Below are 23166 nucleotides of genomic sequence, written 5' to 3' on the forward strand. Positions count from 1 at the left end.
GAGCGACCCCTCACGGTCTTTGCCCGGCGGGAGGTGTCAGCACAGGCGGCGAGCGGGCAAACTTCTTGACCCCAAGCGGCTTGCTGAAGAGATAGCCCTGGACCAGATCGAAGCCCATGCCATGCGCGGCGAGATAATCGGCGCGGGTTTCGACGCCCTGAGCAATGGCGCGCGCACCATGGTCCTGCGCCAGCTCGACGATGCGGCGGCATACGGTCTGCTTCAGGCGGTCATCGGCGCAGCCCGTGATGAATTGATGATCGACCTTCAGTTCGACGAATGGAAAGTTCCGGAGCCCCATGAGGGACGGCCACTCGGGGCCGACATTGTCGACTGCAATCGCGATGTTATGCAGCCGCACCTGTCTGGCGACATCGATCACGAGATCCAGATTGTCTGCCACCTCGGTGCTGTTAATCTCGATGATCAAGCCGCCGAACGCGGGATGGTCGGGCATTCCGAGGCACATGTCGCGCACCGTTTCGCGATCCCTGAGAAACGAAACCGGCAGGTTGATCGAAAGATCGACCGGACCCTGCTGCTCCAGAAGGTAGTGCCAATCGTCAATCGCACGGCCGATCACGAACTCGGACAGGGCGCGATAGTACGGATCCTTTTCGTCCGGAATGAAGTAAGCCGGTGGAACGACGCCCCAGGCGGGATGTCGCATCCGCACCAGCGCTTCCGCACCGCTCGGAACCAGGGTGCGGGCATTGATCTTTTGCTGATACCACAATTCGAGCCAGCCGGCCTTCAGCGCCTCGGCCACGTCCACCGCCGGGCTCGGCGCCGGTTCGGCCGGCAGCAGCGACGCGACGCTGGCCCGCAGCGTTCCAGCGCTGAAAGGCGTCGGTAGCGCGGGCAGCATCGCGATGTCGTATTCCTCGGCAATTTGTCGAACCGCCTTTACCATGATCGAGTCCGGCGGGCCGATAATGAGCACCTTGCCGCCAAAATTTTTCCGGACCAAAACTTCGAGAATTTCAGCGACTTCGGTGCCGTTGACGGAAACGCCGAGCACCACGAGGTCAGGCTGTTGTGCGTCAAGCATCCGCGCCAGCTCGCTTGCATGAGCGCATTCGCTGGTGATGAAGCCGAGCTCCTCGAGAGCGTCAGAAAGGAACAATCGCAGGTGTTTCTTGACGTCGGCCACGCAGGCGCGGGGTATCATCCTTCGTAGTCCGAAGCCGCCGGCGTACGCATGCGCGTCAGGATTGTTCAGATTCATTCCATTCCCCATCACAGATGTCGGCGATAGTCGTACATCCGCGCGGCGGCACTAATCATGGAGTTTTAGGGACGCGACGATGAATGCGCGAGTAGGGTTAAAGCCGCCATTTAAACTAGAATTTTAGCGAAAGCGACGTGTCATCTGGCTGCAATATAGCGGCTCACGACCTAACCCGTTGTTCGTTTTTGTCGTGAGCGTAGCTGATGAGCCGACGCGCGCGTTCTACGCGCTGTTTCATTGCTGGACCGCGTTAACGCCTGTGGTCGCTTGTCGGCGCGGCGACTGTTTATGTTCGGTGTCCGACACAACAATCTCTTCGATGCGCGGCATCTGCTGCATACTTCGTCACTCTGGCTGGCGGCTGCGAACTTGGTGATGTCGGCAAAAAAACAGGCGGCGCACAATGGCGCCGCCTGACGAATCGTGAAGCGAACCGGTGAGGCGTGTCAGCCGCCGATGCCTTTTTCCTTGAAATATTTCAGCGCGCCCGGATGGAACGGGATCGGCGAGCGTTCCTGCACCTGGTTGTCGAGCGAGAAGCTCAGGGCCTCCTTGTGCACGGCGACGATATCGGCCTTCTTCTCTACCAGCGTCTTGACGATCGCATAGGCATCGTCATTGCTCATCTTGTTGCCGGTCACGATCAGGTTCCAGACTTCGGCAATGGCGTTGTCCTTGTCGACGCCTGGATACGAGCCGCCCTTGATCTTGGCGGCGGTATAGAGCTTGCCGTATTTGGCATTCATCTTTTCGGCCGTATCGGCGTGGTCGATCAGCTTCATCTTCAAGCCGGGGGTCGCCGCAAGATCGGTCACCGCGGCGGTCGGAATGCCGCCGACCCAGAAGAACGCGTCGATCTTGCGATCCTTGACGGCATTGACCGATTCGGCGACGCCGAGCCGCTCACGCTTCAAGTCCTTGTCCCTGTCGAGACCGGCGGCCTCGATGACGCGGAACGCCATCACTTCGGTGGCGCTGCCCGGCGATCCCGTGGAGACGCGCTTGCCCTTGAGGTCCGCCATGGTTTCGATGCCGGTGCCTTCGACGGTCACGACGTGCATGCGGTTCGGATAGACCACCAGCAGCGCCTGCAACGGCACCTTGGCACTCTTGAACTTGTCCTGGCCCTGCAGCGCGTCGAGTGCGGCATCGGCCATGGTGAACGCCATCTCGCTCTGACCCGACGCGATCAGCTTGAGATTATCGACGGAACCGCCGGTCACCTCCGCGGTGGCCTGCACGTTCGGAAGATTCTTCGACAGCACGTTGGCGACGGCGCCGCCGAGCGGGTAATAGACGCCGCCGGTTCCGCCGGTGCCGATCGACATCGTCTTCTGCTGCGCATGGACGATGCCGGCGAACGCGAGCCCGGCCGCAACAGTCACAGCCAGCACCGCTACGGTCTTTTTCATTATTTTCATCTCAATGACTCCCTTTAACCTTCCTTGGACTTAAGTTGTAAGCGCCGGTTGTTTAGGCGCCCGTGTTCTCGCCTGCCACAGCAACACGCCGAGGCCGATGACCAGCCCGGGCACGTAGGTATAGCTGATATCGCGGCCGATCATCCATTCGACGATTGCCTCGATCAAACTCGGAAACACCAGCAGCAATCCGGATAGCAGAAGCAGGCCGCCCTCGACCGGCGTATTTTGCCGCAGCGCCCAGTTCTGGGCAACCGAGGCCAGCGCCAGCAGCCCCAGGGTAGTCTTGATCGTGATTTCGAGGATATCGAGCCACGAGCCGCCCTTGGGGATCGACAGCAGCAATCCGACGCCCTGCGGGTCGAGCACGAACACGAACGGCACCAGAAACGCCGGCAGCGTGTATTTCCAGGACTGCAGCGTGGTTTTGTAGGGATCGCCGCCGGTGATGGCGGCGGCCGCGAACGGGGACAGCGCGGTCGGCGGCGACACCTCCGACAGCACGGCATAATAGAAAATGAACATATGCGCGGCGTAATCGGGCACGCCAAGTTTGATCAAGGCCGGCGCGGCGATCACGGCGCAGATGATGTACGAGGCGGTCACCGGCACCGCCAGGCCGATGATCCACACGATGAGCGAGGTATAGATCGCGGTCAGCAGCAAGCTGCCACCGGCATAGCTGATCACGATCGACGAGAATTTGAGGCCGAGGCCGGTCAGCGTCACGATGCCGACCACGATGCCGGCGCAGGCGCAGGTTGTCGCGGCGTTCAGCGCGCCGATCGAACCGTCCGCCAGCGCCTTCACCAGTTTGCTCGGCACCAGCGCGGTTTCCCTGCGCAGGAAGCTCAGCGCGAAGGTCACAATGATGGCGTAGAAGACCGACAGCGACGGCGAATAGCCGATCACCATGAACACGACCACGGCGAGCAGCGAGATGAAATGGAAACCGTAACGCCGGGTCATCTGTCCGAGCGACATTTCCGGCGTGAAGTTGACGTCCTTGGCGCCGAACTTCTTCGCGTCCAGTTCGACCATGAACAGCAGCGACATGTAGTAAAGGCACGTCGGGATGGTCGCCATCCAGATCACGTCGAGATAGCTGATCTTGAGAAACTCGGCGATCAGGAAGGCGGCGGCGCCCAGCACCGGCGGTGACAGGATCGCGCCAAGCCCGCCCGCCGCCAGCAATCCGCCGGCGGCGTTTTTCTCGAAGCCGGCCTTGGCCAGCATCGGAGAGGCCACGGTGCCGATCATCACGGTGGTGGCGACGCCCGATCCGGAGGGGCCGCCGAGCAGGAACGAGGACAGCACCACGGTTCTGCCGGCGCTGTTCGGCTTGCCGCCCATCAGCGCCAGCGAGAAGTCGATGAAGAATTTGCCGGCGCCGGATTGCGCCAGGAACGCGCCGTAGATCGTAAACAGGATGATCAGGGTTGCCGACACGTCGACTGCGACGCCGAAAATGCCTTCCAGGGTAATGAAGAGATGGCCGACCAGCCGGGGCAGGTCGTAGCCGCGATGGGTCCACGGCGCCGGCAAATGCGGGCCGAGCATCGCATAGGCAATGAACAGCACCGCGACGACGGGCATGATCAGCCCGGTGGTGCGCCGCGTCGCCTCCAGCAACAGCACGATGAATACGATACCGACGATGACGTCCCAGCGGTCGGGCGAGGTGGCGCGGTCGGTGAAATCCTCGCCGCCCCACAGCGCATAAACGATGGTCGCGACCGCAACTACCCCCGGCACCACGTCCCACCAGCGCACGCGATTGCGAAACCGCGTCGCCAGCGGAAACAGCAGGAAGCTCAGCACCAGCGTGAACGCGACGTGGGTGTAGCGAAGTTCCTGGGTCGGAACGATCGCGTAGGCCGCATAGAGGTGAAACAGGCTCATCGCCACCGCAATGGTGGTCGAGATCCGTCCCGGCCATCCCATCAGGCGGTTGGCCGCGCCTTCCTCGGCCTCGATGAACAATTCCGCCTTATGCAGCGCCTCGTCAGAAACGGCGATGACGTCGTCATTGGGCAGCGAATTGCCTGTCGGTCGATCCTGTGCGGCCATACTTCCCCCGGAACGCTTCTATCTTCCCGGCTGGATCGCCGGGGCCGTTGACGGCGGCGCATTCATGCCGGTTTGGGCAACCGTGGCAAGGGCATAAATCCAGAGAATTTGGGATGATTGATCCATGCGAACATTGCTGCAAGCCCGGATGGAGGGCCAGCGTAATCCGGGACTTTGGTTTGCGCGGATCGCCGGATTGCGCTTCGCTTCATCCCGGCTACGATGAACTCAGCAAAATGCAAAGGGAGAGAAGTCGATGGAACGGCTCAAGGGCAAGACGGCGATGGTGGTCGGCGCGGGTTCGATCGGTCCCGGCTGGGGTAATGGCAAGGCGACCGCGGTGACCTTTGCGCGCGAAGGCGCCCAGCTGTTTTGCGTCGATCGCAACGCGGCGGCCGCCGAAGAGACCGTGAAGATCATCACGGGCGAGGGCGGCAAGGCCGTGGCCTTCACCGCCGACGTCGCCCGCGCCGCCGAGGTCGAGGCGATGGTGGCGGCGTGCCTGAATACCTATGGCCGTATCGATGTGCTCGACAACAACGTCGGCATCGCCGAAATGGGCAGCGTGGTCGAGGTGTCGGAAGCCGAATGGGACCGCGTGTTCGCGGTCAACCTCAAGAGCGCGTTCCTCGCCATGAAGCACGTCATTCCGGTGATGCAAAAGCAGGGCGGTGGCTCGATCATCAATATTTCGTCGATCGCCTCGATCCGCCACGTCGGCATTTCCTATGTCAGCTACGGCGCGTCGAAGGCGGCGATGAACCAGATGACGCGCACCACGGCGGTGCAGTTCGCGCCCGATCATGTCAGGGTGAACTGCATTCTGCCGGGTCTGATGAAAACACCGATGGTCGAGCACTCCGCAGGTCTTGCGGCGAGTTATGCCAAGGGCGACGTCGAGGCGATGTGGCGAGCAAGGGACTCGCAAGTGCCGATGGGGCACATGGGCGACGCCTGGGATGTTGCCAACGCGGCGCTGTTTCTGGCTTCCGACGAATCCCGTTACGTCACCGGACTCGAACTGGTGGTCGATGGCGGGCTGACGGTGAAATCGGCGTAAACGAAGCGCTCTCGCGCTACTGCGCCATCGCCAATATTCCGCCGGCGAAGGAATGCCAGAACGACGAGGCGCTGATCGGCCAGTTGAGCAGCTTCACGGCAATCAGCGCCGCGCCGCCACAGATATAGACCGGATGCACCCGGCCGCGCGTACGCCAGTCGTGCACGATGGCGACCACGAGCAGGAGATAGGCGACAAGGGCCGGCGGGATGGTGACGGGCACCGGCGGCGGGCCGAGCGGACCGGGAGGCGCCAGGAAAGTGAGAAACCAGCGCGCCACGGCGGCGTCCAGCAGCGAAATGCCGGCCAGCAGCATCAGCCGCTTGTGGGTCTCCGGCCGGCCGATGTTCGCGATAGCCAGCGCGAACACCATCGCAAAGAAAAGAATGCCGCTGAGCGGGACGATCGCAAACGCGATTCCTTCGCTGGCGAGCCCGGCCGCGGCCGATCGTTTCATCGCGTTGACCGCCACCAGGAAGCCGAAGATCGTCATCGCGGTCGCCAGCGACACGCCGATCATGCCGATCGTGCGGTGTCGGGTGACCTTTCCCGATGCGGCGAGCCAGGTCTGGAACGTAAAGTAGAGCGACCAGGCGAAAAACAGCAGGCCGTGAAAATGGACCACAGGCGAAGCCGAAATCGATCGCGACATCATCGGCAGCCAATAGGTCGGGGCGAAGCCGAGAAACGCGACAGCCGTGCAGGCCAGCGCCATGTAGAAGTAGAAATAGCCGGTTTGAGAATACGCGATCGGACGCGGCGAGGTGGTGTCGGTCAGGGCTGTCATGGTTTTTGAGTCGACCAAACCGGCGAAAGGTTCAACGGAAATTCTCCAATGCGCGTGCCTACTTGCACGTGAAGAGCCCGGCTTTCCGCACGTCAGGTTTCGGCGAGGCCGGGACCCGAACGGCCCGCGAAATTCGCGGTGGCCGGCTGTCGGAAGCGAACCTCGCTTGCTAGGATCGCCCGTCGTCGAGAGCGCTTTTTCGGGTCCGTTGATGCGAGGTTGTTCAATCATCCGCAGTGTTGTGGTCGCCTGCCTGCTGTGGACGGCGTTGGTACAGGGCGGGCTGGCAACCGGCGCCGAGCCGGCCGGAGATCCGCAAGTCGATCCGGCGCCGTGCATTGCGGCCGCGGCGGCCGATGACGACGACAAGACCATCAGCGTTTGCGGCGCGTTGATCGGCAATGAAAAGACCGCAAGGTCCGACCGCGTCAAGGCATTGATCGCGCGCGGCGGCGCCTACCAGCGCAAGGACATGACCGACCGCGCGATCGCCGATTATGACGACGTGCTGCAGCTCGATCCGGCGCTGGCCGATATCTTCAACGCGCGCGGCGAACTCTGGCGCAAGAAGGGCGACCGGCCCAGGGCGCTGGCCGATTTTGGCATGGCGATCAAGCTCATTCCGGACCATCCCGTTGCGCGCGCCAATTATAAATCGCTGGCGCAGGAACTCGAACGCCTTGGCGTGCTGAAGGCGGTGGCGGGCAAGCCGAGCTTCAACTGTGCCGTTGCCCGCCGCGCCGTGGAGAAGGCGATCTGCGCCGATCCGGCGCTTGCCGATCTCGACCGCGAGATCTATGCGCTGAATGCCAGGCTGGTCCGCGAGGCGACCGCCAACAGCCCGCGTGCCGGCCGCGCCCTGCAGCGAGCGCAGGACGATTTCGTCGCCCGTCGCAACACAGCGTTTGGCCAGCCCGGCTACGATTTGCGCACAGCGATGCAGCAACGGCTCGACCAATTGCAGGCGATTGAGCCGCGGTGAACGCCGGCGCGTCCGGCGCTCTACGCCGCTTCCATCGAGCCCGCCACACCGCCGGCAGATGCAGCCAGCCTGGGACCAAGGCGCGACTACTGCAGACCGGTGGGGTTGGAGGTCGAGCCGATCGCCGTCGGGGCCAGGCCGAGCGAGCCGTTGCCTTGAACACGGTTGTTGAAATACGACTGCGTGGCGCCACTGAACCCGGTGGTGTTGAAGGAGATATCGTTGTTGGAAAGACGGATCGTGACCGTTCCGTTGAGGTTACCCACGCCGAGACCGTTGTTGCTGACCACGCTGTTGCTGAGGTTCATTTCGGCGGATGCAGCGATGCCAGATGCACCAATGCCGATCTGGGTATTGCCCGTAATCACGGCGCGGTTGATCATGGCGCGGCCGTTGTTGCCGATGAGAATTCCGATATTGGCCGAATTCTGCACGTGCACATTGTCGAACGTGGCGTCGATTCGCTGTCCGGCGGCCGGGGGTCTTATCGCGATACCGAAAGTCCCGGTATTCCGGACGGTCGTGTTGGTAATATACAGCTCGCCTCCCGCCGTGCGTTCATCCAGGATGCCCGTTGCCCCGCCGGCAAAAGCGCCGTCGACCACGGTATCTTCGATAATGACGACGCCGCCGGCGATGACGGAGCCGCCGGTGATCCGGATTCCGACAATACCGGTATCGACACCGTTCAGCTTGAGGTTGCGCAGCCGGACCGTCTTTCGCGCATCCGCCGCCGAAAAATTGTTGAACGGGACATTGATGCCGTTCGTGCCGCTGAACAGAATCGAGCCAAATTCCGCACTGCAGTCGATGGTGATCGACTTGGTAATGGTCACCGCGCCGAAGCCGCCGGGATCGATACAATTGATCTCGCCGTTCATTGCAGTCTTGGAAATGGCGCCCGCGAAGGTTTTGCAGGGCGCGGTGCGGCTGCACGGATTGACGTCGTCGCCGACGCCCGACACCCAGGTCCGCGAGGCCTGGGCGTGCGCGGAAGTGGTCGGCAGCATGAACGACAGAAATGTTGCGGCGATGGTGAGCGACAGTGCAATCCTGTTCATGGTGCTCTCCGAAATGATGTGGCGATTGCTGACGGCCCTGCCGGCAAGGACACGGAATGAATGCATGGTTGGCGGCTCGCCCCTTGCGGGGAGAGTCAGTTACTGGAATGAAATTTGTGCGCTCTGGTAACGACTTCCCGCTGGAGCGCCCTCCGGTGCCAGTTCGAAGGAATATTCCGCGCCGACCAGATTGGTTGGAAACACCAGCGACAGGTTGGCGATGCCCTCGTCGTCGGTCTTGACCTCGCCGATCGGACGAACGCATTTGAGCGAGATACGATAGGTCGTGTTGGGCTTGGCTGTCATGGCCACCTTCACGCCGGTGTTGCCGTCGAACAGCCGCGTTGCCCAGATCGTGCCGCCGACCGACGGTGAGTCGACATTGGGGACATCGCGACCGGAGCAATCAGACGCGTCCTGTCGAACCATGACCACCTGTCTCTGGTTCGGATCGGTCGGGCGCTGAACGATGAATTGCGCCGGTGTGGCCACGCTGGTCCCAACGAGCATGGCGGCGCCGAGCCAGATTGAGCTGTAACGCAGTCGGAAGATTGGCATCGCATACCGCATCGTTTCCTCCGCATGTAGATTAGACATTATGCCACTTAAAGTAGTGTTTCGCAACACGCCGATACCGAGGTTCGCAAACTCCTGGCGACAATAGACCCGATCAATAAAACAAGTCTGTGAACCCTTTCACAGGAAAGCGTTCAGGCCGGGTTGGCGAGGGCGTTTTTTCGCAGCGAATCGGGTGGCATAGTCCAGGCAATGGCTGGCTTTCGAACCTTGCGCGGACTTGGCGCGACAAAGCGACGCTGCATTGCCGCTTAACACAGCTACGATTGCCGAGAGCTGATCATGCGATCATTTGTTTCGCCGTTTGCCGCAAGCGCGGCATTTGCCGTCATTCTCCTGACTTCCGGCGGGGCCATCGCCCAAACCGCCACCGAGCCGCCGGTCATCTGCGCGCCCCTGACCGACGCCGCGCCGGCAAGGCTGATCGAAAGCTGCACCGCGCTGATCGACAATCCGGCGACGCCCGACGCCGATCGTCTCGATGCCACCATCACCCGCGCCGTCGCGCTCTATAGCGGCGGCCAGGCCGCCAGGGCCATGGCCGAGATCGACGCCGTCATCGCCAGGGATCCCCATCGTGCCCGCGCCTTCCGGGCCCGCGGCGAGATGCTTCGCCAGGGCGGCAGGCCGGAGGCGGCATTTGCCGCCTTCAACGAAGCCATCCGGCTCGAGCCCGAAAACCCCAATGGCTATGCCAACCGCGGCAACGCCTTCAATAATGCCGGAAAATACGACCGCGCGATCGAGGACTACAACGAGGCGCTGCGGCTGAAACCTGATTTCGCGCAGGCGTTTTCGGATCGCGGCGCCGCCTGGTACTTCAAGGGCGAGTACAAGAAGGCGATTGCCGATTACGATGCTGCGATCCTTCTCAATCCGAACAACGCGCGGACCTATACCAACCGCGGCGCGGCCTACAAGAAAATCGGCCGTACCGACCGCGCACTGCAGGACTCTACGTCGGCGATCCGGATCGATCCGTCGGAGCCGGAGTTCTTCGACAATCGCGGGCTGGACCTCGCCGCCAACGGCGACTACGCCGGTGCGATCGCCGACTACGACGAAGCGATCAAGATCCAGCCACAGCCGAAATTCCTGGCCAACCGCGGCGATGCCTATCAGGCACGCAAGGATTACGACCGCGCCATTGCCGATTACGACGCGGCATTGAAGCTCGATCCGAAATTCCAGCGCGCCTACAACAACCGCGGCGCGGCATGGGTCAAGAAGGGCGATCGCGCGCGCGCGTTGCAGGATTATGCCGAAGCGGTGCGGCTCAATCCCTCCGACAAGACCGCGGCCACCAACCATCAGGAGATCGCGCAGCAGATCGAGCGGCTGGGCTCGCTGACCTACCAGAAGAACCTGCCGAGCTTCAACTGCGCCACCGCGAAGCGCCAGGTCGAAAAGGCGATCTGCGCCGATCCCGGCCTCGCCCAGCTCGACCGCAACATCAACGACGTCTTCCTGCGGGTGGTCGCGAACGCCGAATCCGACAGCCACCGCGCAGCGCTGGCGCTGACCCGGCAGCAGCGCGACTTTATCGGCAAGCGCAACGCCTCATTCGGCCGCCGCGGCTATGACCTGCGCCTGGCGATGGAAGAGCGGCTGGAGACGCTCAATAGCATCGCCCGGCAGTAGGGTTTTCATAGCGTTTTCGAGCGAAGTGGCTACCGGTTCGCGTGAAGAAAACGCGTCAACTCAATAAGCTGCAGCCCGGTTGGCCGGGCTTCAGCTCGAACCGACGAACTGTTCCGGCTTGATCTGGCGGCGCTTCCCGTGACAATGGCTTGAAAGAACAAGCCAGTATCGCCCACACCGTCATGGCCGGGCTTGTCCCGGCCATCCACGTCTTGCTTCCCTAGTGGGTAGCAAAGAACGTGGATGCCCGGCACAAGGCCGGGCATGACGAAGGACGAGGCGACAGACCGGGAGCGCGCCATGAACGTCGACGAAAAGAGCCGGTATCACGACATCCACGCCCGCTCGCTCCGGGATCCCGAAGGCTTTTGGGCCGAGGCGGCACGCGAGATCGACTGGATCGAAACCCCAAGGAAGATTTTCGATCCCGCGATGGGGGCTTACGGCCGCTGGTTCACGGATGGCGTGGTCAACACCTGCTACAACGCGCTCGACCGCCACGTTGCAAATGGCCGTGCCGATCAGGTGGCGCTGATCCACGATTCGCCGCTGACCAGCACCGTTACGAAATTCACCTACGCGCAGATGCTGCAGGAGGTGCAGACGCTCGCGGCCGTGATGGCCGATTTCGGCGTCACAAAGGGCGACCGCGTCATCCTCTATATGCCGATGGTAGCGGAGGCCGTGTTCGCGATGCTGGCCTGCGCGCGGATTGGCGCTGTTCATTCGGTGGTGTTCGGCGGCTTTGCGGCGAAGGAGCTCGCGAGCCGGATCGAGGATGCGAAACCAAAGCTGATCTTTTCGGCGAGCTGCGGCATCGAGCCCGGCCGCATCGTGCAGTACAAGCCGCTGCTCGACGAGGCGATCCGGCTGTCGAGCGTCAAGCCGCAAACCTGCGTGATCCTGCAGCGGCCGCAGCAGGCCTGCGAACTCACGGACGGACGCGACCACGACTGGGCGCAATTGCGCCGCGCCGCGCTCGATGCCGGCAAGGCCGCGCCATGCGTGCCGGTCAAGGCGACCGATCCGCTCTATATCCTCTACACCTCAGGCACCACCGGGATTCCCAAGGGCGTCGTGCGCGACAATGGCGGGCATCTGGTCGCGCTGAAATGGTCGATGTTCAACCTCTACGGCGTCAAGCCCGGCGAGGTCTGGTGGTGCGGCTCCGACATCGGCTGGGTGGTCGGCCACAGCTACATCGTCTACGGACCGCTGATCCATGGCGCGACCTCGATCATGTACGAGGGCAAGCCGATCGGCACGCCCGACGCCGGCGCGTTCTGGCGCGTCATCTCTGAACACAAGGCGGTCGCCTTCTTCACTGCGCCGACCGCGTTCCGCGCCATCAAGAAGGAAGATCCGGACGGCAAATTCATCCGTAAGTACGATCTGTCGAAATTCCGCACCCTGTTTCTGGCCGGCGAGCGCGCCGATCCGCCGACGGTGGAATGGGCGGAGCAGCAGTTGAAAGTGCCTGTCATCGACCACTGGTGGCAGACCGAAACCGGCTGGTGCATCGCCGGCAATCCGGTGGGGCTCGGCATGTTGCCGGTCAAGCACGGCTCGCCGACGGTGCCGATGCCGGGCTATCAGGTCGACGTGGTCGACGAGGCGGCGAGACCGGTGCCTGCGGGCACCATGGGCTCGATCGTCATAAAACTGCCGATGCCGCCGGCCTGCCTGCCGACGCTGTGGGAACAGGATGCGCGTTTCAGGGAAGCCTATCTCACCGAATTCCCCGGCTATTACAAAACCTCCGACGCCGGCTACAAGGACGCCGACGGCTATGTGTTCGTCATGGGCCGCACCGACGACATCATCAACGTCGCCGGCCACCGGCTTTCCACCGGCGGCATGGAGGAAATTCTGGCCTCCCATCCGGACGTCGCCGAATGCGCGGTGCTCGGCATCAAGGACGCGATCAAGGGCGAGGTGCCCTGCGGCTTTCTGGTGCTGAAAGCCGGCGTTTCGAAGAGCCCGGCTGAGGTCGAGAAAGAAGTCGTGGCGCTGGTGCGCGATAAACTCGGGCCCGTCGCCGCCTTCAAGCTCGCGATCACCGTCGGCCGCCTGCCGAAAACCCGCTCCGGAAAGATCCTGCGCGGCACCATCAAGAAGATCGCCGACGGCGACGCCTGGACCATGCCGGCGACGATCGAGGATCCCAAGGTGCTCGACGAAATCGGCGAGGCGCTGAAGGGCAGGGGGTGATTGCCCTCAGCCGTCATTGCCTGCGACAAACGCGAAGCGTTTGCGCAAGGGAGTGCTGGCGACGAAGCAATCCATTCTTCCTTTTGCGTGGTGAAATGGATTGCTTCGCGGAGCCTGTCATCGGGCGCGCATTCGCGCGACCCGGTGGCTCGCAATGACGAAAGGAGGAACCATTATTCCGCCTCCGATCAGGCAAAAATGCCTTGATTTCGATGGATTGCCGGGTCAAGCCCGGCAATGACGAAACCGGACCATTGGACCAGTCATGCGACACAACCCCTCACGCCTCTTGTTCGCCCTCCTGCTCACTGCGCCCTTGCTCGCGGGCTGCCTGGAGAAGGGCCAGCCGACCATGGCCGATACCGGCGCCGACGACGATGCGTTCTGCCGCGCCAACAATGTGGCGCCGGGGTCGAACGACTACGTCATCTGCCGCAAGAACCGCGACGTGCAGCGCGGCAACGCCAACGCGCGCACCGACCGTGCCCAGCGAAACCTCGCCGAGCAGATGCTGAACAATCCCACCAGGCCCTGATCAGGAGTCCATCATGAACGAGGACGTTTTCAACACCAGCTTGCGCGGCTTTCTCAAGAAGGTCGGTATCACCTCGCAGCGCGAAATCGAAAAGGCGGTCCGTGACGCCCTCGCCAGCGGCCGCCTCAAGGGCAACGAAAAACTGCCGGCGAAGATGACGCTGACGCTCGGCGGAATTAGCTTCACGCACGAGATAACGGGCGAGATCGAATTGGGCTAAAGCGAACGGTTCTTTCTTCCTTCTCCCCTTGTGGGAGAAGGTGCCTTCGCGCAGCGAAGGCGGATGAGGGGTTGTCTCCGCGGATAGAGACCCCTCATCCGACGCGCTTCGCGCGCCACCTTCTCCCACAAGGGGAGAAGGAAGTAAGAAGCGCTTCAACGTTTTGGAAAGACGTACTTCATGGACATCAAAGTCAGAGATTCCAACGGCGCGCTGCTCGCCGAGGGCGACACCGTCACGCTGATCAAGGACCTGAAGCTGAAAGGCTCGTCCACCGTGCTCAAGCGCGGCACCGTGATCAGGGGCATCCATCTCACCGACAATGCTGACGAGATCGAAGGCCGCACCGACAAGGTCAAGGGCTTGGTACTGCGCACGGAGTTTCTGAAGAAGGCGTGAGTTGAAGTTCGCCTCCAGGACAGGTGTCGTCGCCCGCCAACGGTCGGCCGAATGGCCGCCCGATGACAGGCTCCTTGCGATCGATCGAGAAGCCGCGGCGTACTGGATGCCCCGCTTTCGCGGGGCATGACAGCGGTGAGATGCCTCGTCGCTCGGCATCAAGTGCGTGAGAGGCAAGCCGCTCAGGGATGACGAAGAATAAAATCGAGTACAATCAACAACGCTGCCCGACGGTTGGCGGCCATCTTACCGACGACGCTCATCTGATTCTCGAATCGATGCTATAAAGCGGCCATGGAACCGATTGCCATCAAGCTGCTGGGTTTTGCTGCCGCAACGTGCACGACGCTGGCGTACGCCCCGCAATTCGTAAAAGTCTGGCGAACCCGCTCGACGGAAGACATTTCGCTCGGAATGTTTCTCGTCATGGTGCTCGGCATTCTGCTGTGGCTGGTGTACGGCCTGCTTTCCGGAGACGGGCCGCTGATCGTTGCCAATGCCATCACGATCGTGCTGGCCGGCGGAATTTTATGGATGAAGCTGAAATACGGGTGAGCGCTTAACGCCTGCACATACAAAAACGCGGCAGGTCTCCCCGCCGCGTTCGAAGTCCCGTAGCCCTGATACCAGAAACCTATTCCTCGTCGTCCTGCTTCTTGCCGCCGATCGTCTTCAGCTTGGCGAACACGGCGTCGACGTTGAGGTCGTCGCGCTGCTTTTCGGTCGGCTCGAACTCCGGCTCCTTCTTGGTGGTCTCGGAGGCCGGCAGCAGGGTGGCGCCGCCGTAGGCCGCGGGGACCGGCTTTTCCTTGGCCGCGCGCTGCACCTCGAAATCGAGTTCGATCTGCGAGCACAGGCCGAGCGTCACCGGGTCCATCGGTGTCAGCGTCGAGGCGTTCCAGTGGGTGCGGTCGCGGACGCTCGCAATGGTTGTCTTGGTGGTGCCGACCAGACGCATGATCTGGGCGTCCTTCAGCTCGGGATGGTTGCGCACCAGCCACAGGATCGCGCTGGGCCGCTCATGGCGGCGCGAAACCGGGGTGTAGCGCGGGCCCTTCTTCTTGGCGGCCGGGGGCAGGGTCACCTTGCTCTCGCCGAGCTTGAGGCGGTAGTTCGGGTCTTTTTCGCCCCTTTCGATCTCGTCGCGGCTCAATTGGCCGGTCGAAATCGGGTCCATGCCCTTGATGCCCTGCGCCGCGTCGCCATCGGCGATGGCGCGGACCTCGAGGGGGTGCATTTTGGTGAAATCGGCCACCTGGTCGAAGGTCAGCGCGGTATTATCAACCAGCCACACGGCCGTCGCCTTTGGCATCAGCGGTGCATTGCTCATGGCAAATCTCCTTTGTGCCTCGCCCACCTCTTTTTGGAGGCGAAGTCTGCGGTCATCGGGGATGACGGGAATTCCGGGCCTATATACCCCTTGAGGGGTCATTGGCGCAATGGCCTGCTAAAGTGCCTTGACAGCGCCCAAAAGCAGCCCCAAGTGCTTATGCAAATTGGCCGTTCCCTGCCCGCCGGCAAGGGGTGATTCGGTCCCCGAGATAGCCCCGATGTCCTCTTTGTCAGCGTCAGCGAAACCAGACCTCAAAATCGTGCTTTGTTCCCCCCGCGGCTTCTGTGCCGGCGTGGTACGGGCGATCGACACCGTCGAGCGGGCGCTCGCGATCTACGGTGCCCCGGTCTATGTCCGCCACGAGATCGTGCATAACCGCTATGTGGTCGACAGCCTGAAGACCAAGGGCGCGATTTTCGTCGAGGAACTGGCCGAAATCCCCGACAATACCAACGCACCGGTGGTGTTCTCTGCCCACGGCGTGCCAAAGTCGGTTCCGGCGGACGCCCGCGCGCGCAATTTCTTCTCGCTGGACGCCACCTGCCCGCTGGTCACCAAGGTGCACCGGGAAGCCGCGATCCATTTCAAGCGCGGCCGTGAAATCCTGCTGATCGGGCATTCGCATCATCCGGAAGTCGTCGGCACCCTCGGTCAGTTGCCGCAGGGCGCGGTGACGCTGATCGAGACCAACGAAGACGCCAAGACCTTCACGCCGAAGAATCCGGACAACCTCGCCTTCGTGACCCAGACGACGCTGTCGATCGACGACACCGCCGAAATCGTCGCGATGCTGAAAGAGCGTTTTCCCAACATCTCCGGCCCGCACAAGGAAGACATCTGCTACGCCACCACCAACCGCCAGCTTGCGGTGAAGAAGGTGGCGCCGGTGGTCGATGCCCTGATCGTGGTCGGCGCGCCGAACTCGTCGAACTCGCAGCGCCTGCGCGAAGTCGCCGAGCGCGAGGGCTGCCCGGTCTCGGTGCTGGCGCAGCGCGCCAGCGACCTCGACTGGTCGCGGTTCGAAGGCATCACGAGCCTTGGCATCACCGCGGGCGCGTCCGCGCCGGAGGTGATCGTCGAGGAAATCATGGGCGCGTTCGCCGAGCGCTATAATTTGCATGTGGAGACGGTCTCGGCCGCGGAAGAAAACGAATTCTTCCCGCTGCCGCGTTCGCTGCGGCCCGACGCCGCTTAAGGCTCTGCCATGGCGGTTTACACCGACGTTGCCGCCGAAGACCTCGCGGAATTCCTCAAGGGTTACGACATCGGCGAACTGCTCTCCTACAAGGGCATCGCCGAAGGCGTCGAGAACTCCAACTTCCTGATGCACACCAGCAAGGGCGCCTACATCCTCACGCTTTATGAGAAGCGCGTGGCGATCGACGATATCCCTTATTTCCTGTCGCTGATGGCCCATCTGGCGGAGCGTGGCGTGCATTGCCCGCAGCCGGCCAAGAACCGCCAGGGCGAGGTCTACAGCCATCTGGCCGGGCGGCCCGCGGCGATCATCAATTTCCTCGAAGGCATGTGGCCGCGGCGGCCCAACGCCGCGCATTGCACCGGTGTCGGCGAGGCGATCGCCAAAATGCATCTGGCGGGACGCGACTTTCCGATGTTCCGCAAAAATCCGCTGTCGGTTGAAGGCTGGCGGCCGCTGTTCGATTCGTCGGCGCCGCGTGCCGACAACGTGCAGCCCGGCTTGCGCGATTTCATCGCGCGCGAACTCGATCACCTCGAGGCGAACTGGCCAAAGGATCTGCCGCTCGGCGTCATCCATGGCGACCTGTTCAACGACAACGTCTTCTTCCTCGGCGGCAGACTGTCCGGGCTGATCGACTTCCCGTTTTCCTGCAACGACATCCTGGCCTATGACGTCGCGATCTGCCTCAACGCATGGTGCTTCGAGCCGGATCATTCCTTCAACGTCACCAAGTCGCGGGCGCTGCTCGGCGCCTATGGCCGCGAACGAAAATTGTCCGATGCCGAGCAGGATGCGCTGCCGCTGCTGGCGCGCGGCTCAGCGCTGCGGTTTTTGCTGACGCGTCTGGTCGACTTTCTCAACGTCCCGCCGGGCGCGCTGGTGAAGCCGAAAGATCCGCTCGAATATGCCCGCAAGCTGCGCTTCCACCAGAGCGTCCAGTCCGCGCGCGATTACGGCCTGACGCAGCCGGGATACGCTGCGTGAGCGATTCAAAGCCGCATGTCACGGTGTTTACCGACGGCGCCTGCTCGGGCAATCCCGGCCCCGGCGGCTGGGGCGCGATCCTGAAATTCGGCGACACCGAAAAAGAACTGAAGGGCGGCGAGCCGCACACCACCAACAACCGCATGGAGCTGATGGCGGCAATCTCGGCGCTGGAAGCGCTGAAAAGAGCCTGCGTCGTCGATCTCACCACCGACAGCCAGTATGTCCGCAAGGGGATCACCGAGTGGATCCACGGCTGGAAGCGGAACGGCTGGCGCACGTCAGACAAGAAGCCAGTCAAGAATGTCGATTTGTGGCAGCGCCTCGACGCGTCGCTGAAGGCGCACGAGGTGCGCTGGCACTGGATCAAGGGCCACGCCGGCCACGACGAAAACGAGCGCGCCGATCAGCTGGCCCGCGACGGCGTCGCGATGGCAAGGCTGAAGACGCACATCAGAGATTCGTAAGGTGGGTGGAGCGTAGCGAAACCTACCATCTTCGCGGCGATGGGTTCGCTGCGCTCTACCCATCCCACAACGTAGCAATAAACACAGCTGTCATCACCCGCGAAAGCGGGTGATCCAGTATTCCAGAGACGGTTGAGATAAAGCCGAAAGGCCGCGGCGTACTGGATCGCCCGGTCAAGCCGGGCGATGACAGTTGTGTGTGAGGCTACACTATCAACCGTCATTGCGAGAAGCGAAGCGACGAAGCAATCCATCTATCCCCGCGCGGGGAGATGGATTGCTTCGCTGCGCTCGCAATGACGAATAACTTACAGCTGCCCCAGCAGCGTATCGCCGCCGGAGACTTCGACCTTGCCGGGGGCCGCCTCGAGGTTGAGCTTCTTGACCACGCCGTCTTCCACCAGCATCGAATAGCGCTTGGAGCGGATGCCGAGGCCGTTGCCGGAGGCGTCGAGCTCCATGCCGATTGCCTTGGTGAAGTCGGCATTGCCGTCGGCCAGGAAGGTGGCTTCGTCGCGCTGGTCGGTATCGCGCTTCCAGGCGTTCATCACGAAGGCGTCGTTGACCGAGACGATCGCGATGGTGTTCACGCCCTTGTCCTTGATGGCGTAGGCGTTGAGGAAGATGCTCGGCAGATGCATCTTGTGGCAGGTGCCGGTATAGGCGCCCGGCACCGCGAACAGCGCGACCTTCTTGCCCTTGAAGACATCGTCGGTGGTTTTGACCTGCGGGCCTTCCGCCGTCATCACGCGAAACTTGGCTTCCGGCAGCTTGTCGCCAACTTGGATCGTCATCGTCAATTCTCCCTCAATGTGCGGAGGTGTCTTAACCTTTGCGGATGACCGGCACAATATTCGGTGTCCCGGAAACGGCAATGGTGCCGCCCGTTCACTGTTCTGTCATCAGCCGGTAAACCCGCCGGCGTCGAGGAATGCCTGTTCTTCAGGCGTCGTCTCGCGCCCCAGGATGCGGTTACGGTGCGGAAAGCGCCCGAACCGGCGGATGATGTCGGCGTGGTGTTCGGCATATTCCTTGTTTTCGGTATTGGCGGTCCCGCGGAACAGTTCGATGCAACGCAGCTGGTCGGGCAAATGCTCCGAATGCATGAACGGCATGTAGAGGAATTCGAGCAGGACCGGGTCGATACGCTTATCGGCGCCGAGGTCGATGGCACGGGCCACAACCTCGCGCGCCAGCCTGTCGCTCGCATAGATCAGAGCGTCACCACGAAACATGTTGCGGGGAAACTGGTCGAGCACGATGGTGAGCGCCAGCGCGCCGTTATCGCTCGCCTCCCATGACGACAATTCGCCCGCGGCCGCCTTCTGCCACAGGCCGAGATACCGCTGACGCACTTGCGCGTCGAACGCATCGTCGCGCTTGTACCAGCGCTCGCGGCCGGCTTCGCGCCAGAAATTCAGGATGTCCGCCGGCGTCGGGTCGCGAGCGTCACTCATGATCGGACACTCGCCCGCATTCCGGTCTCAGGCCGCGGCTTTCTTTTCGTCGCGCAGTTCGCGGCGCAGGATCTTGCCGACGTTGGTCTTGGGCAGGTCGGTCCTGAACTCGATCTGCTTGGGGACCTTGTAGGCGGTCAGCTGCGTGCCGCAGAACTTGATGATTTCGTCTGCGGTGACGTTGGGGTCCTTCTTGACGATGAAGGCCTTGACCGCCTCGCCCGACTTTGCGTCCTGGACGCCGATCACGGCGCATTCCAGCACGCCCGGATGGCCGGCGATGACTTCCTCGACCTCGTTCGGATAGACGTTGAAGCCGGAGACCAGGATCATGTCCTTCTTGCGGTCGACAATTTTGGCGTAGCCGTCGGCATCCATCACGCCGATGTCGCCGGTGCGGAAGAAGCCGTCCGCCGTCATGACATTCGCAGTCTCTTCCGGCCGGTTCCAGTAACCTGCCATCACCTGCGGACCCTTGGCGCAGATCTCGCCGGGCTCGCCGAGCGGCACTTCCTTGCCGTCGTCGTCGCGGATCGAGATATAGGTCGACGGCACGGGAATGCCGATCGAACCGGAGAACTTGTCGGTGTCGGCGGGGTTGCAGGTCAGCGTCGGCGAGGTTTCCGACAGGCCATAGCCTTCCGCCAACGGACAGCCCGTTACCTTCAGCCACTTCTCGGCGACCGGTCTTTGCACCGCCATGCCGCCGCCGTTGGAGACCTTCAGTTTGGAGAAATCGAGCTTGTCGAATCCTGGCGTGTTCAACAGGCCATTGTAGAGCGTGTTGACCGCCGGGAAAAAGCTGACCTGGTACTTGGTCAGCTCCTTGACGAAGCCGGCCATGTCGCGCGGGTTGGGAATCAGCAGATTGGTGCCACCGGCGCGCACTCCGAGCAGGTAGCACGCGGTCAGCGCGAAGATGTGATAGAGCGGCAGCGCGCAGACGATGACCATCTGGTCGACGATCGGCGGCTTCTTCAGCGCCGGCTGCAGCCAGGCGTCGTTCTGCAGCACGTTGGCGAGGATGTTGCGGTGGAGCAGCGTCGCGCCCTTGGAAACGCCTGTCGTGCCGCCGGTATATTGCAGGAAGGCGACGTCGTCGCGGCTCAGCTGCGGCTTGTTGAGCTTCATGCCGCGGCCGGCGGCCAGCGCGTCGTTAAAGGAGACGGAGCCTGGGATCGACCAGGCCGGCACCATCTTCTTCACCTTGCGGACCACCAGATTGACGATCACGCCCTTGAAGCCGAGCAGGTCGCCCATGCTGCCGACGATCACATGCTTGACCGCGGTTCTTGCGATCACCTGCTGCACCGTGGTGGCGAAATTCTCCAGCACCACGATCGCCTCGGCGCCGGAATCCTTCAGCTGATGTTCGAGCTCGCGCGGGGTGTAGAGCGGGTTGACGTTCACCACCGCGTAGCCGGCACGCAGCACGGCGGCGGTCGCGACCGGGTATTGCAGCACGTTCGGCATCATCAGCGCAACGCGGGCGCCCTTTTGCAGGCCCTTGCTCTGCAGATAGGCGCCAAAGGCAGCCGACATCTGGTCGAGGTCGCGGTAGCTGATCGACTTGTCCATGCAGATGAACGCCTTGCGGTCGGCGAACTTCTTGAAGCTCTCTTCCAGCAACTCGACGAGCGACGAGTATTGATTGACGTCGATATCGGCGGGCACGCCGGCCGGATATTGCTTGAGCCAGATCCGCTCCATGGTATTTCCCCTCTGGTTAGTTCCCGATTTCTCAAATTCTTGGGCCGGGATGCCTTGTTTTGGTCAGTATTGAGAATGCCGCCGCCGATGGCAAGCGGCTACGCGCTGTCGACGCATTGGCAATCGAAAACTCGGTGCCCGGAACGGGCGAAAACCGCCTAATTGCGGGGCATTGGGCCCCTTAACTGGCTGGCTTGGATTCGCTCTTGGGTTTTGCGGCCGCGTTGGGCTTGGCGGGCTTCGCGGCCGGCTTATCGCCCGAGGCGACCGGCTTCTCGGCCGGCTTGGCGGCAGGCTTTGCAGCTACGGCCGGCTTCGCGGCGACGGGCTTTGCGGCGGCAGTGTCCGGTTTGACATTGGCATGCCGGGCGGCCGCCGGCTTGGCCGCAGGTTTTGCGTCGGATTTGGCGTCGGTCCTTGCGGCAGTCCTGGATTCGGTTTTGGCCTCGGACCTGGCGTCGGACTTGGCCTCCGTCTTGGACTTGTCCGCGTCCGGCTTCTTCACCGCCACCACGACCCGCGATTTCTTGGCGCGCCGCGTGGTCTGCTTCTGGTCATCCGCAGCCACGGCGGCAATCAGCTCCGGGCCGGTCTTCTTCGGACCGGTATAGACCACCATGGGTTCGCCGGCCGTATACGCGGTCGCGAGCAATTCCGAGGGTTTTGCCATCGGCGCCTGCAGTCCGGCGGCAAAGAACGCCAGCGCCGGGCTTTCGCCTCCGCTGGCGGCGGCCATTGTCGTGTCCGCGTCCTCGTCGGTGGCGGGCCGCTTGCGCTTGCCGTTGCACATCTCCTCGCGCAGGTTCGGCGGCGTGGCGTCGATCGGCACCAGACCGTCGACGGTGCCGAGCGAGGGCCGCAGCCATCCCAGCCCGTTGCCGGCAAAGCCGCGCTCCAGCAGTTGGGCGGCGCGCACCGCGCGTGCCTGGCCGGAGTTCGAGCCGAGCACGACCGCGATCAGCCGCTTGCCGTTGCGCGTCGCCGACGCCACCAGATTGTATCCGGAGGCGCAGATGAAGCCCGTCTTGAAGCCGTCGGCGCCGGCATAGCGGCCGATCAGCTTGTTGAAATTGTTGGTGGTGCGGCGGCCGAAACGGATCGCCGGGATGTGCATGAAATATTCGTATTCGGGCAGATCGCGAATCACGGCGCGGGCCAGGATCGCAAGATCGCGCGCCGAGGTGACCTGGCCTTCGGCCGGCAGGCCGTTCGGATTGACGTAGCTGGTCTGCGTCATGCCGAGCCGTTGCGCGGTTGCATTCATCATGGCCGAGAAGCCGTCGACCGAGCCGCCGACGCCTTCGGCGAGCACCACGGCCATGTCGTTGGCCGACTTCACCATCACCATCGCCAGCGCGTTTTCGACGGTGACTTGCGTGCCCGGCTTGAAGCCCATCTTCGACGGCGATTGCGAAGCTGCGACCGGCGAGACCGTCAGCACGCTGTCGAGCGACAGGCGTCCCTCCTTGACGGCCTTGAGCGTGACGTAAGCCGTCATGATCTTGGTCACCGATGCCGGATACCAGGGCATCGTCGCATTATCGGCCTGCAGCACCCTGCCGGTGTCGGCTTCGACGACCAGCCACGCCTCGGCGTGCACGGTGCGCGGCGTTGCGAACGCAAGCGCGGCAACAAGCAGGATCAGGCTCAACAATGGATGGCGAAGCGGCGGGCGAATAAGATGCACTTTTGCGTTCCGGTCCTTGGAGACCCGCCTTCGAAAAGGAGGCCCTGATATCTGACGTTCGGGTTTCAAGCGTGCGGGTTTCAGGCGTGCGGATTTCAGGCGTGCGGATTTCAGGCGTGCGATTGTGAAACCT

22 protein-coding genes are annotated in these 23166 nt (G+C 62.6%); 11 read left to right on the forward strand and 11 right to left on the reverse strand.

Annotated elements, in window-relative coordinates; translation table 11 throughout:
- Positions 1-10 precede the first annotated feature (10 nt).
- The 3 genes from ACSQ84_RS29125 to ACSQ84_RS29135 all read right to left on the reverse strand — a co-directional run bounded on the left by ACSQ84_RS29125 (position 11) and on the right by ACSQ84_RS29135 (position 4722).
- Positions 11-1228 (reverse strand): EAL domain-containing protein, encoded by a 1218-nt coding sequence (locus tag ACSQ84_RS29125; protein WP_436215178.1) that lies wholly within the window; start codon positions 1226-1228, stop codon positions 11-13.
- Between the two features lie 449 nt (positions 1229-1677).
- Complete coding sequence (locus tag ACSQ84_RS29130) at positions 1678-2652, reverse strand: TAXI family TRAP transporter solute-binding subunit (RefSeq protein ID WP_436215179.1); 975 nt, start codon at positions 2650-2652, stop codon at positions 1678-1680.
- A 30-nt stretch (positions 2653-2682) separates the two neighbouring features.
- On the reverse strand, positions 2683-4722 hold the full coding sequence (locus ACSQ84_RS29135) for a TRAP transporter permease (protein ID WP_436215180.1): 2040 nt from the start codon (positions 4720-4722) through the stop codon (positions 2683-2685).
- Between the two features lie 256 nt (positions 4723-4978).
- On the opposite strand from ACSQ84_RS29135, the gene ACSQ84_RS29140 reads away from it, so the two are divergent.
- Complete coding sequence (locus ACSQ84_RS29140; protein ID WP_436215181.1) at positions 4979-5782, forward strand: SDR family NAD(P)-dependent oxidoreductase; 804 nt, start codon at positions 4979-4981, stop codon at positions 5780-5782.
- A gap of 16 nt (positions 5783-5798) precedes the next feature.
- Here ACSQ84_RS29140 and ACSQ84_RS29145 read toward each other — a convergent pair whose 3' ends face one another.
- Positions 5799-6569: a hypothetical protein gene (locus ACSQ84_RS29145; protein WP_436215182.1), complete on the reverse strand. Its 771-nt coding sequence runs from the start codon at positions 6567-6569 to the stop codon at positions 5799-5801.
- A 211-nt stretch (positions 6570-6780) separates the two neighbouring features.
- On the opposite strand from ACSQ84_RS29145, the gene ACSQ84_RS29150 reads away from it, so the two are divergent.
- Positions 6781-7551 (forward strand): hypothetical protein, encoded by a 771-nt coding sequence (locus ACSQ84_RS29150; protein WP_436215183.1) that lies wholly within the window; start codon positions 6781-6783, stop codon positions 7549-7551.
- Between the two features lie 86 nt (positions 7552-7637).
- On the opposite strand, the gene ACSQ84_RS29155 is transcribed toward ACSQ84_RS29150, so the two are convergent.
- The gene (locus tag ACSQ84_RS29155) at positions 7638-8612 is read right to left on the reverse strand and encodes a right-handed parallel beta-helix repeat-containing protein (RefSeq protein WP_436215184.1); all 975 of its coding nucleotides are present in this window, start codon (positions 8610-8612) and stop codon (positions 7638-7640) included.
- Positions 8613-8711: 99 nt separating this feature from the next.
- A complete protein-coding gene (locus tag ACSQ84_RS29160; RefSeq protein WP_436215185.1) occupies positions 8712-9170 on the reverse strand; it encodes a hypothetical protein in 459 nt (152 codons plus the stop codon).
- A gap of 300 nt (positions 9171-9470) precedes the next feature.
- Between ACSQ84_RS29160 and ACSQ84_RS29165 the strand changes: the two genes are divergently transcribed.
- The 6 genes from ACSQ84_RS29165 (at position 9471) to ACSQ84_RS29190 (ending at position 14749) form a co-directional block, all read left to right on the forward strand.
- A complete protein-coding gene (locus ACSQ84_RS29165; protein WP_436215186.1) occupies positions 9471-10829 on the forward strand; it encodes a tetratricopeptide repeat protein in 1359 nt (452 codons plus the stop codon).
- 300 nt (positions 10830-11129) lie between these two features.
- Complete coding sequence (locus ACSQ84_RS29170) at positions 11130-13040, forward strand: propionyl-CoA synthetase (protein ID WP_436215187.1); 1911 nt, start codon at positions 11130-11132, stop codon at positions 13038-13040.
- Between the two features lie 265 nt (positions 13041-13305).
- On the forward strand, positions 13306-13575 hold the full coding sequence (locus tag ACSQ84_RS29175; protein WP_436215188.1) for a hypothetical protein: 270 nt from the start codon (positions 13306-13308) through the stop codon (positions 13573-13575).
- 13 nt (positions 13576-13588) lie between these two features.
- Positions 13589-13795, forward strand: coding sequence for a DUF6494 family protein (locus ACSQ84_RS29180; protein WP_436215189.1), 207 nt, complete (start codon positions 13589-13591; stop codon positions 13793-13795).
- A 180-nt stretch (positions 13796-13975) separates the two neighbouring features.
- Positions 13976-14194 carry an alkylphosphonate utilization protein gene (locus tag ACSQ84_RS29185; protein WP_209841252.1) on the forward strand — a complete coding sequence of 73 codons (219 nt, stop codon included), beginning with the start codon at positions 13976-13978 and terminating at the stop codon, positions 14192-14194.
- Positions 14195-14488: 294 nt separating this feature from the next.
- Entirely contained in the window at positions 14489-14749 is a 261-nt protein-coding gene (locus ACSQ84_RS29190; protein ID WP_436215190.1) for a SemiSWEET transporter, read from the forward strand.
- Between the two features lie 79 nt (positions 14750-14828).
- Here the strand turns inward: ACSQ84_RS29190 and ACSQ84_RS29195 are convergent, their stop codons facing one another.
- Positions 14829-15524: a DUF1013 domain-containing protein gene (locus tag ACSQ84_RS29195; protein WP_436215191.1), complete on the reverse strand. Its 696-nt coding sequence runs from the start codon at positions 15522-15524 to the stop codon at positions 14829-14831.
- Positions 15525-15744: 220 nt separating this feature from the next.
- On the opposite strand from ACSQ84_RS29195, the gene ispH reads away from it, so the two are divergent.
- The 3 genes from ispH to rnhA are packed head-to-tail and all read left to right on the forward strand — an operon-like array spanning position 15745 to position 18179.
- Positions 15745-16722 (forward strand): 4-hydroxy-3-methylbut-2-enyl diphosphate reductase, encoded by a 978-nt coding sequence (ispH, locus tag ACSQ84_RS29200; RefSeq protein WP_436215192.1) that lies wholly within the window; start codon positions 15745-15747, stop codon positions 16720-16722.
- A 9-nt stretch (positions 16723-16731) separates the two neighbouring features.
- Positions 16732-17712, forward strand: coding sequence for a homoserine kinase (locus tag ACSQ84_RS29205; protein WP_436215193.1), 981 nt, complete (start codon positions 16732-16734; stop codon positions 17710-17712).
- Positions 17709-18179 carry a ribonuclease HI gene (gene rnhA, locus ACSQ84_RS29210; protein WP_436215194.1) on the forward strand — a complete coding sequence of 157 codons (471 nt, stop codon included), beginning with the start codon at positions 17709-17711 and terminating at the stop codon, positions 18177-18179. Before ACSQ84_RS29205 ends, rnhA begins: the two co-directional genes overlap by 4 nt.
- Before the next feature lie 308 nt (positions 18180-18487).
- On the opposite strand, the gene ACSQ84_RS29215 is transcribed toward rnhA, so the two are convergent.
- From ACSQ84_RS29215 to ACSQ84_RS29230, 4 genes are all read right to left on the reverse strand, one after another.
- Complete coding sequence (locus tag ACSQ84_RS29215; RefSeq protein WP_436215195.1) at positions 18488-18973, reverse strand: peroxiredoxin; 486 nt, start codon at positions 18971-18973, stop codon at positions 18488-18490.
- A gap of 108 nt (positions 18974-19081) precedes the next feature.
- Entirely contained in the window at positions 19082-19636 is a 555-nt protein-coding gene (locus ACSQ84_RS29220) for a DUF924 family protein (RefSeq protein WP_436215196.1), read from the reverse strand.
- A gap of 27 nt (positions 19637-19663) precedes the next feature.
- Complete coding sequence (locus tag ACSQ84_RS29225) at positions 19664-21346, reverse strand: long-chain fatty acid--CoA ligase (RefSeq protein WP_436215197.1); 1683 nt, start codon at positions 21344-21346, stop codon at positions 19664-19666.
- Positions 21347-21527: 181 nt separating this feature from the next.
- Positions 21528-23033, reverse strand: a complete 1506-nt coding sequence (locus ACSQ84_RS29230) for a D-alanyl-D-alanine carboxypeptidase family protein (RefSeq protein WP_436215198.1) — start codon at positions 23031-23033, stop codon at positions 21528-21530.
- Positions 23034-23166: the final 133 nt, after the last annotated feature.

The sequence above is a fragment of the Bradyrhizobium sp. LjRoot220 genome (assembly GCF_964252915.1).
In the GTDB taxonomy this organism is placed as follows: Bacteria; Pseudomonadota; Alphaproteobacteria; order Rhizobiales; family Xanthobacteraceae; genus Bradyrhizobium.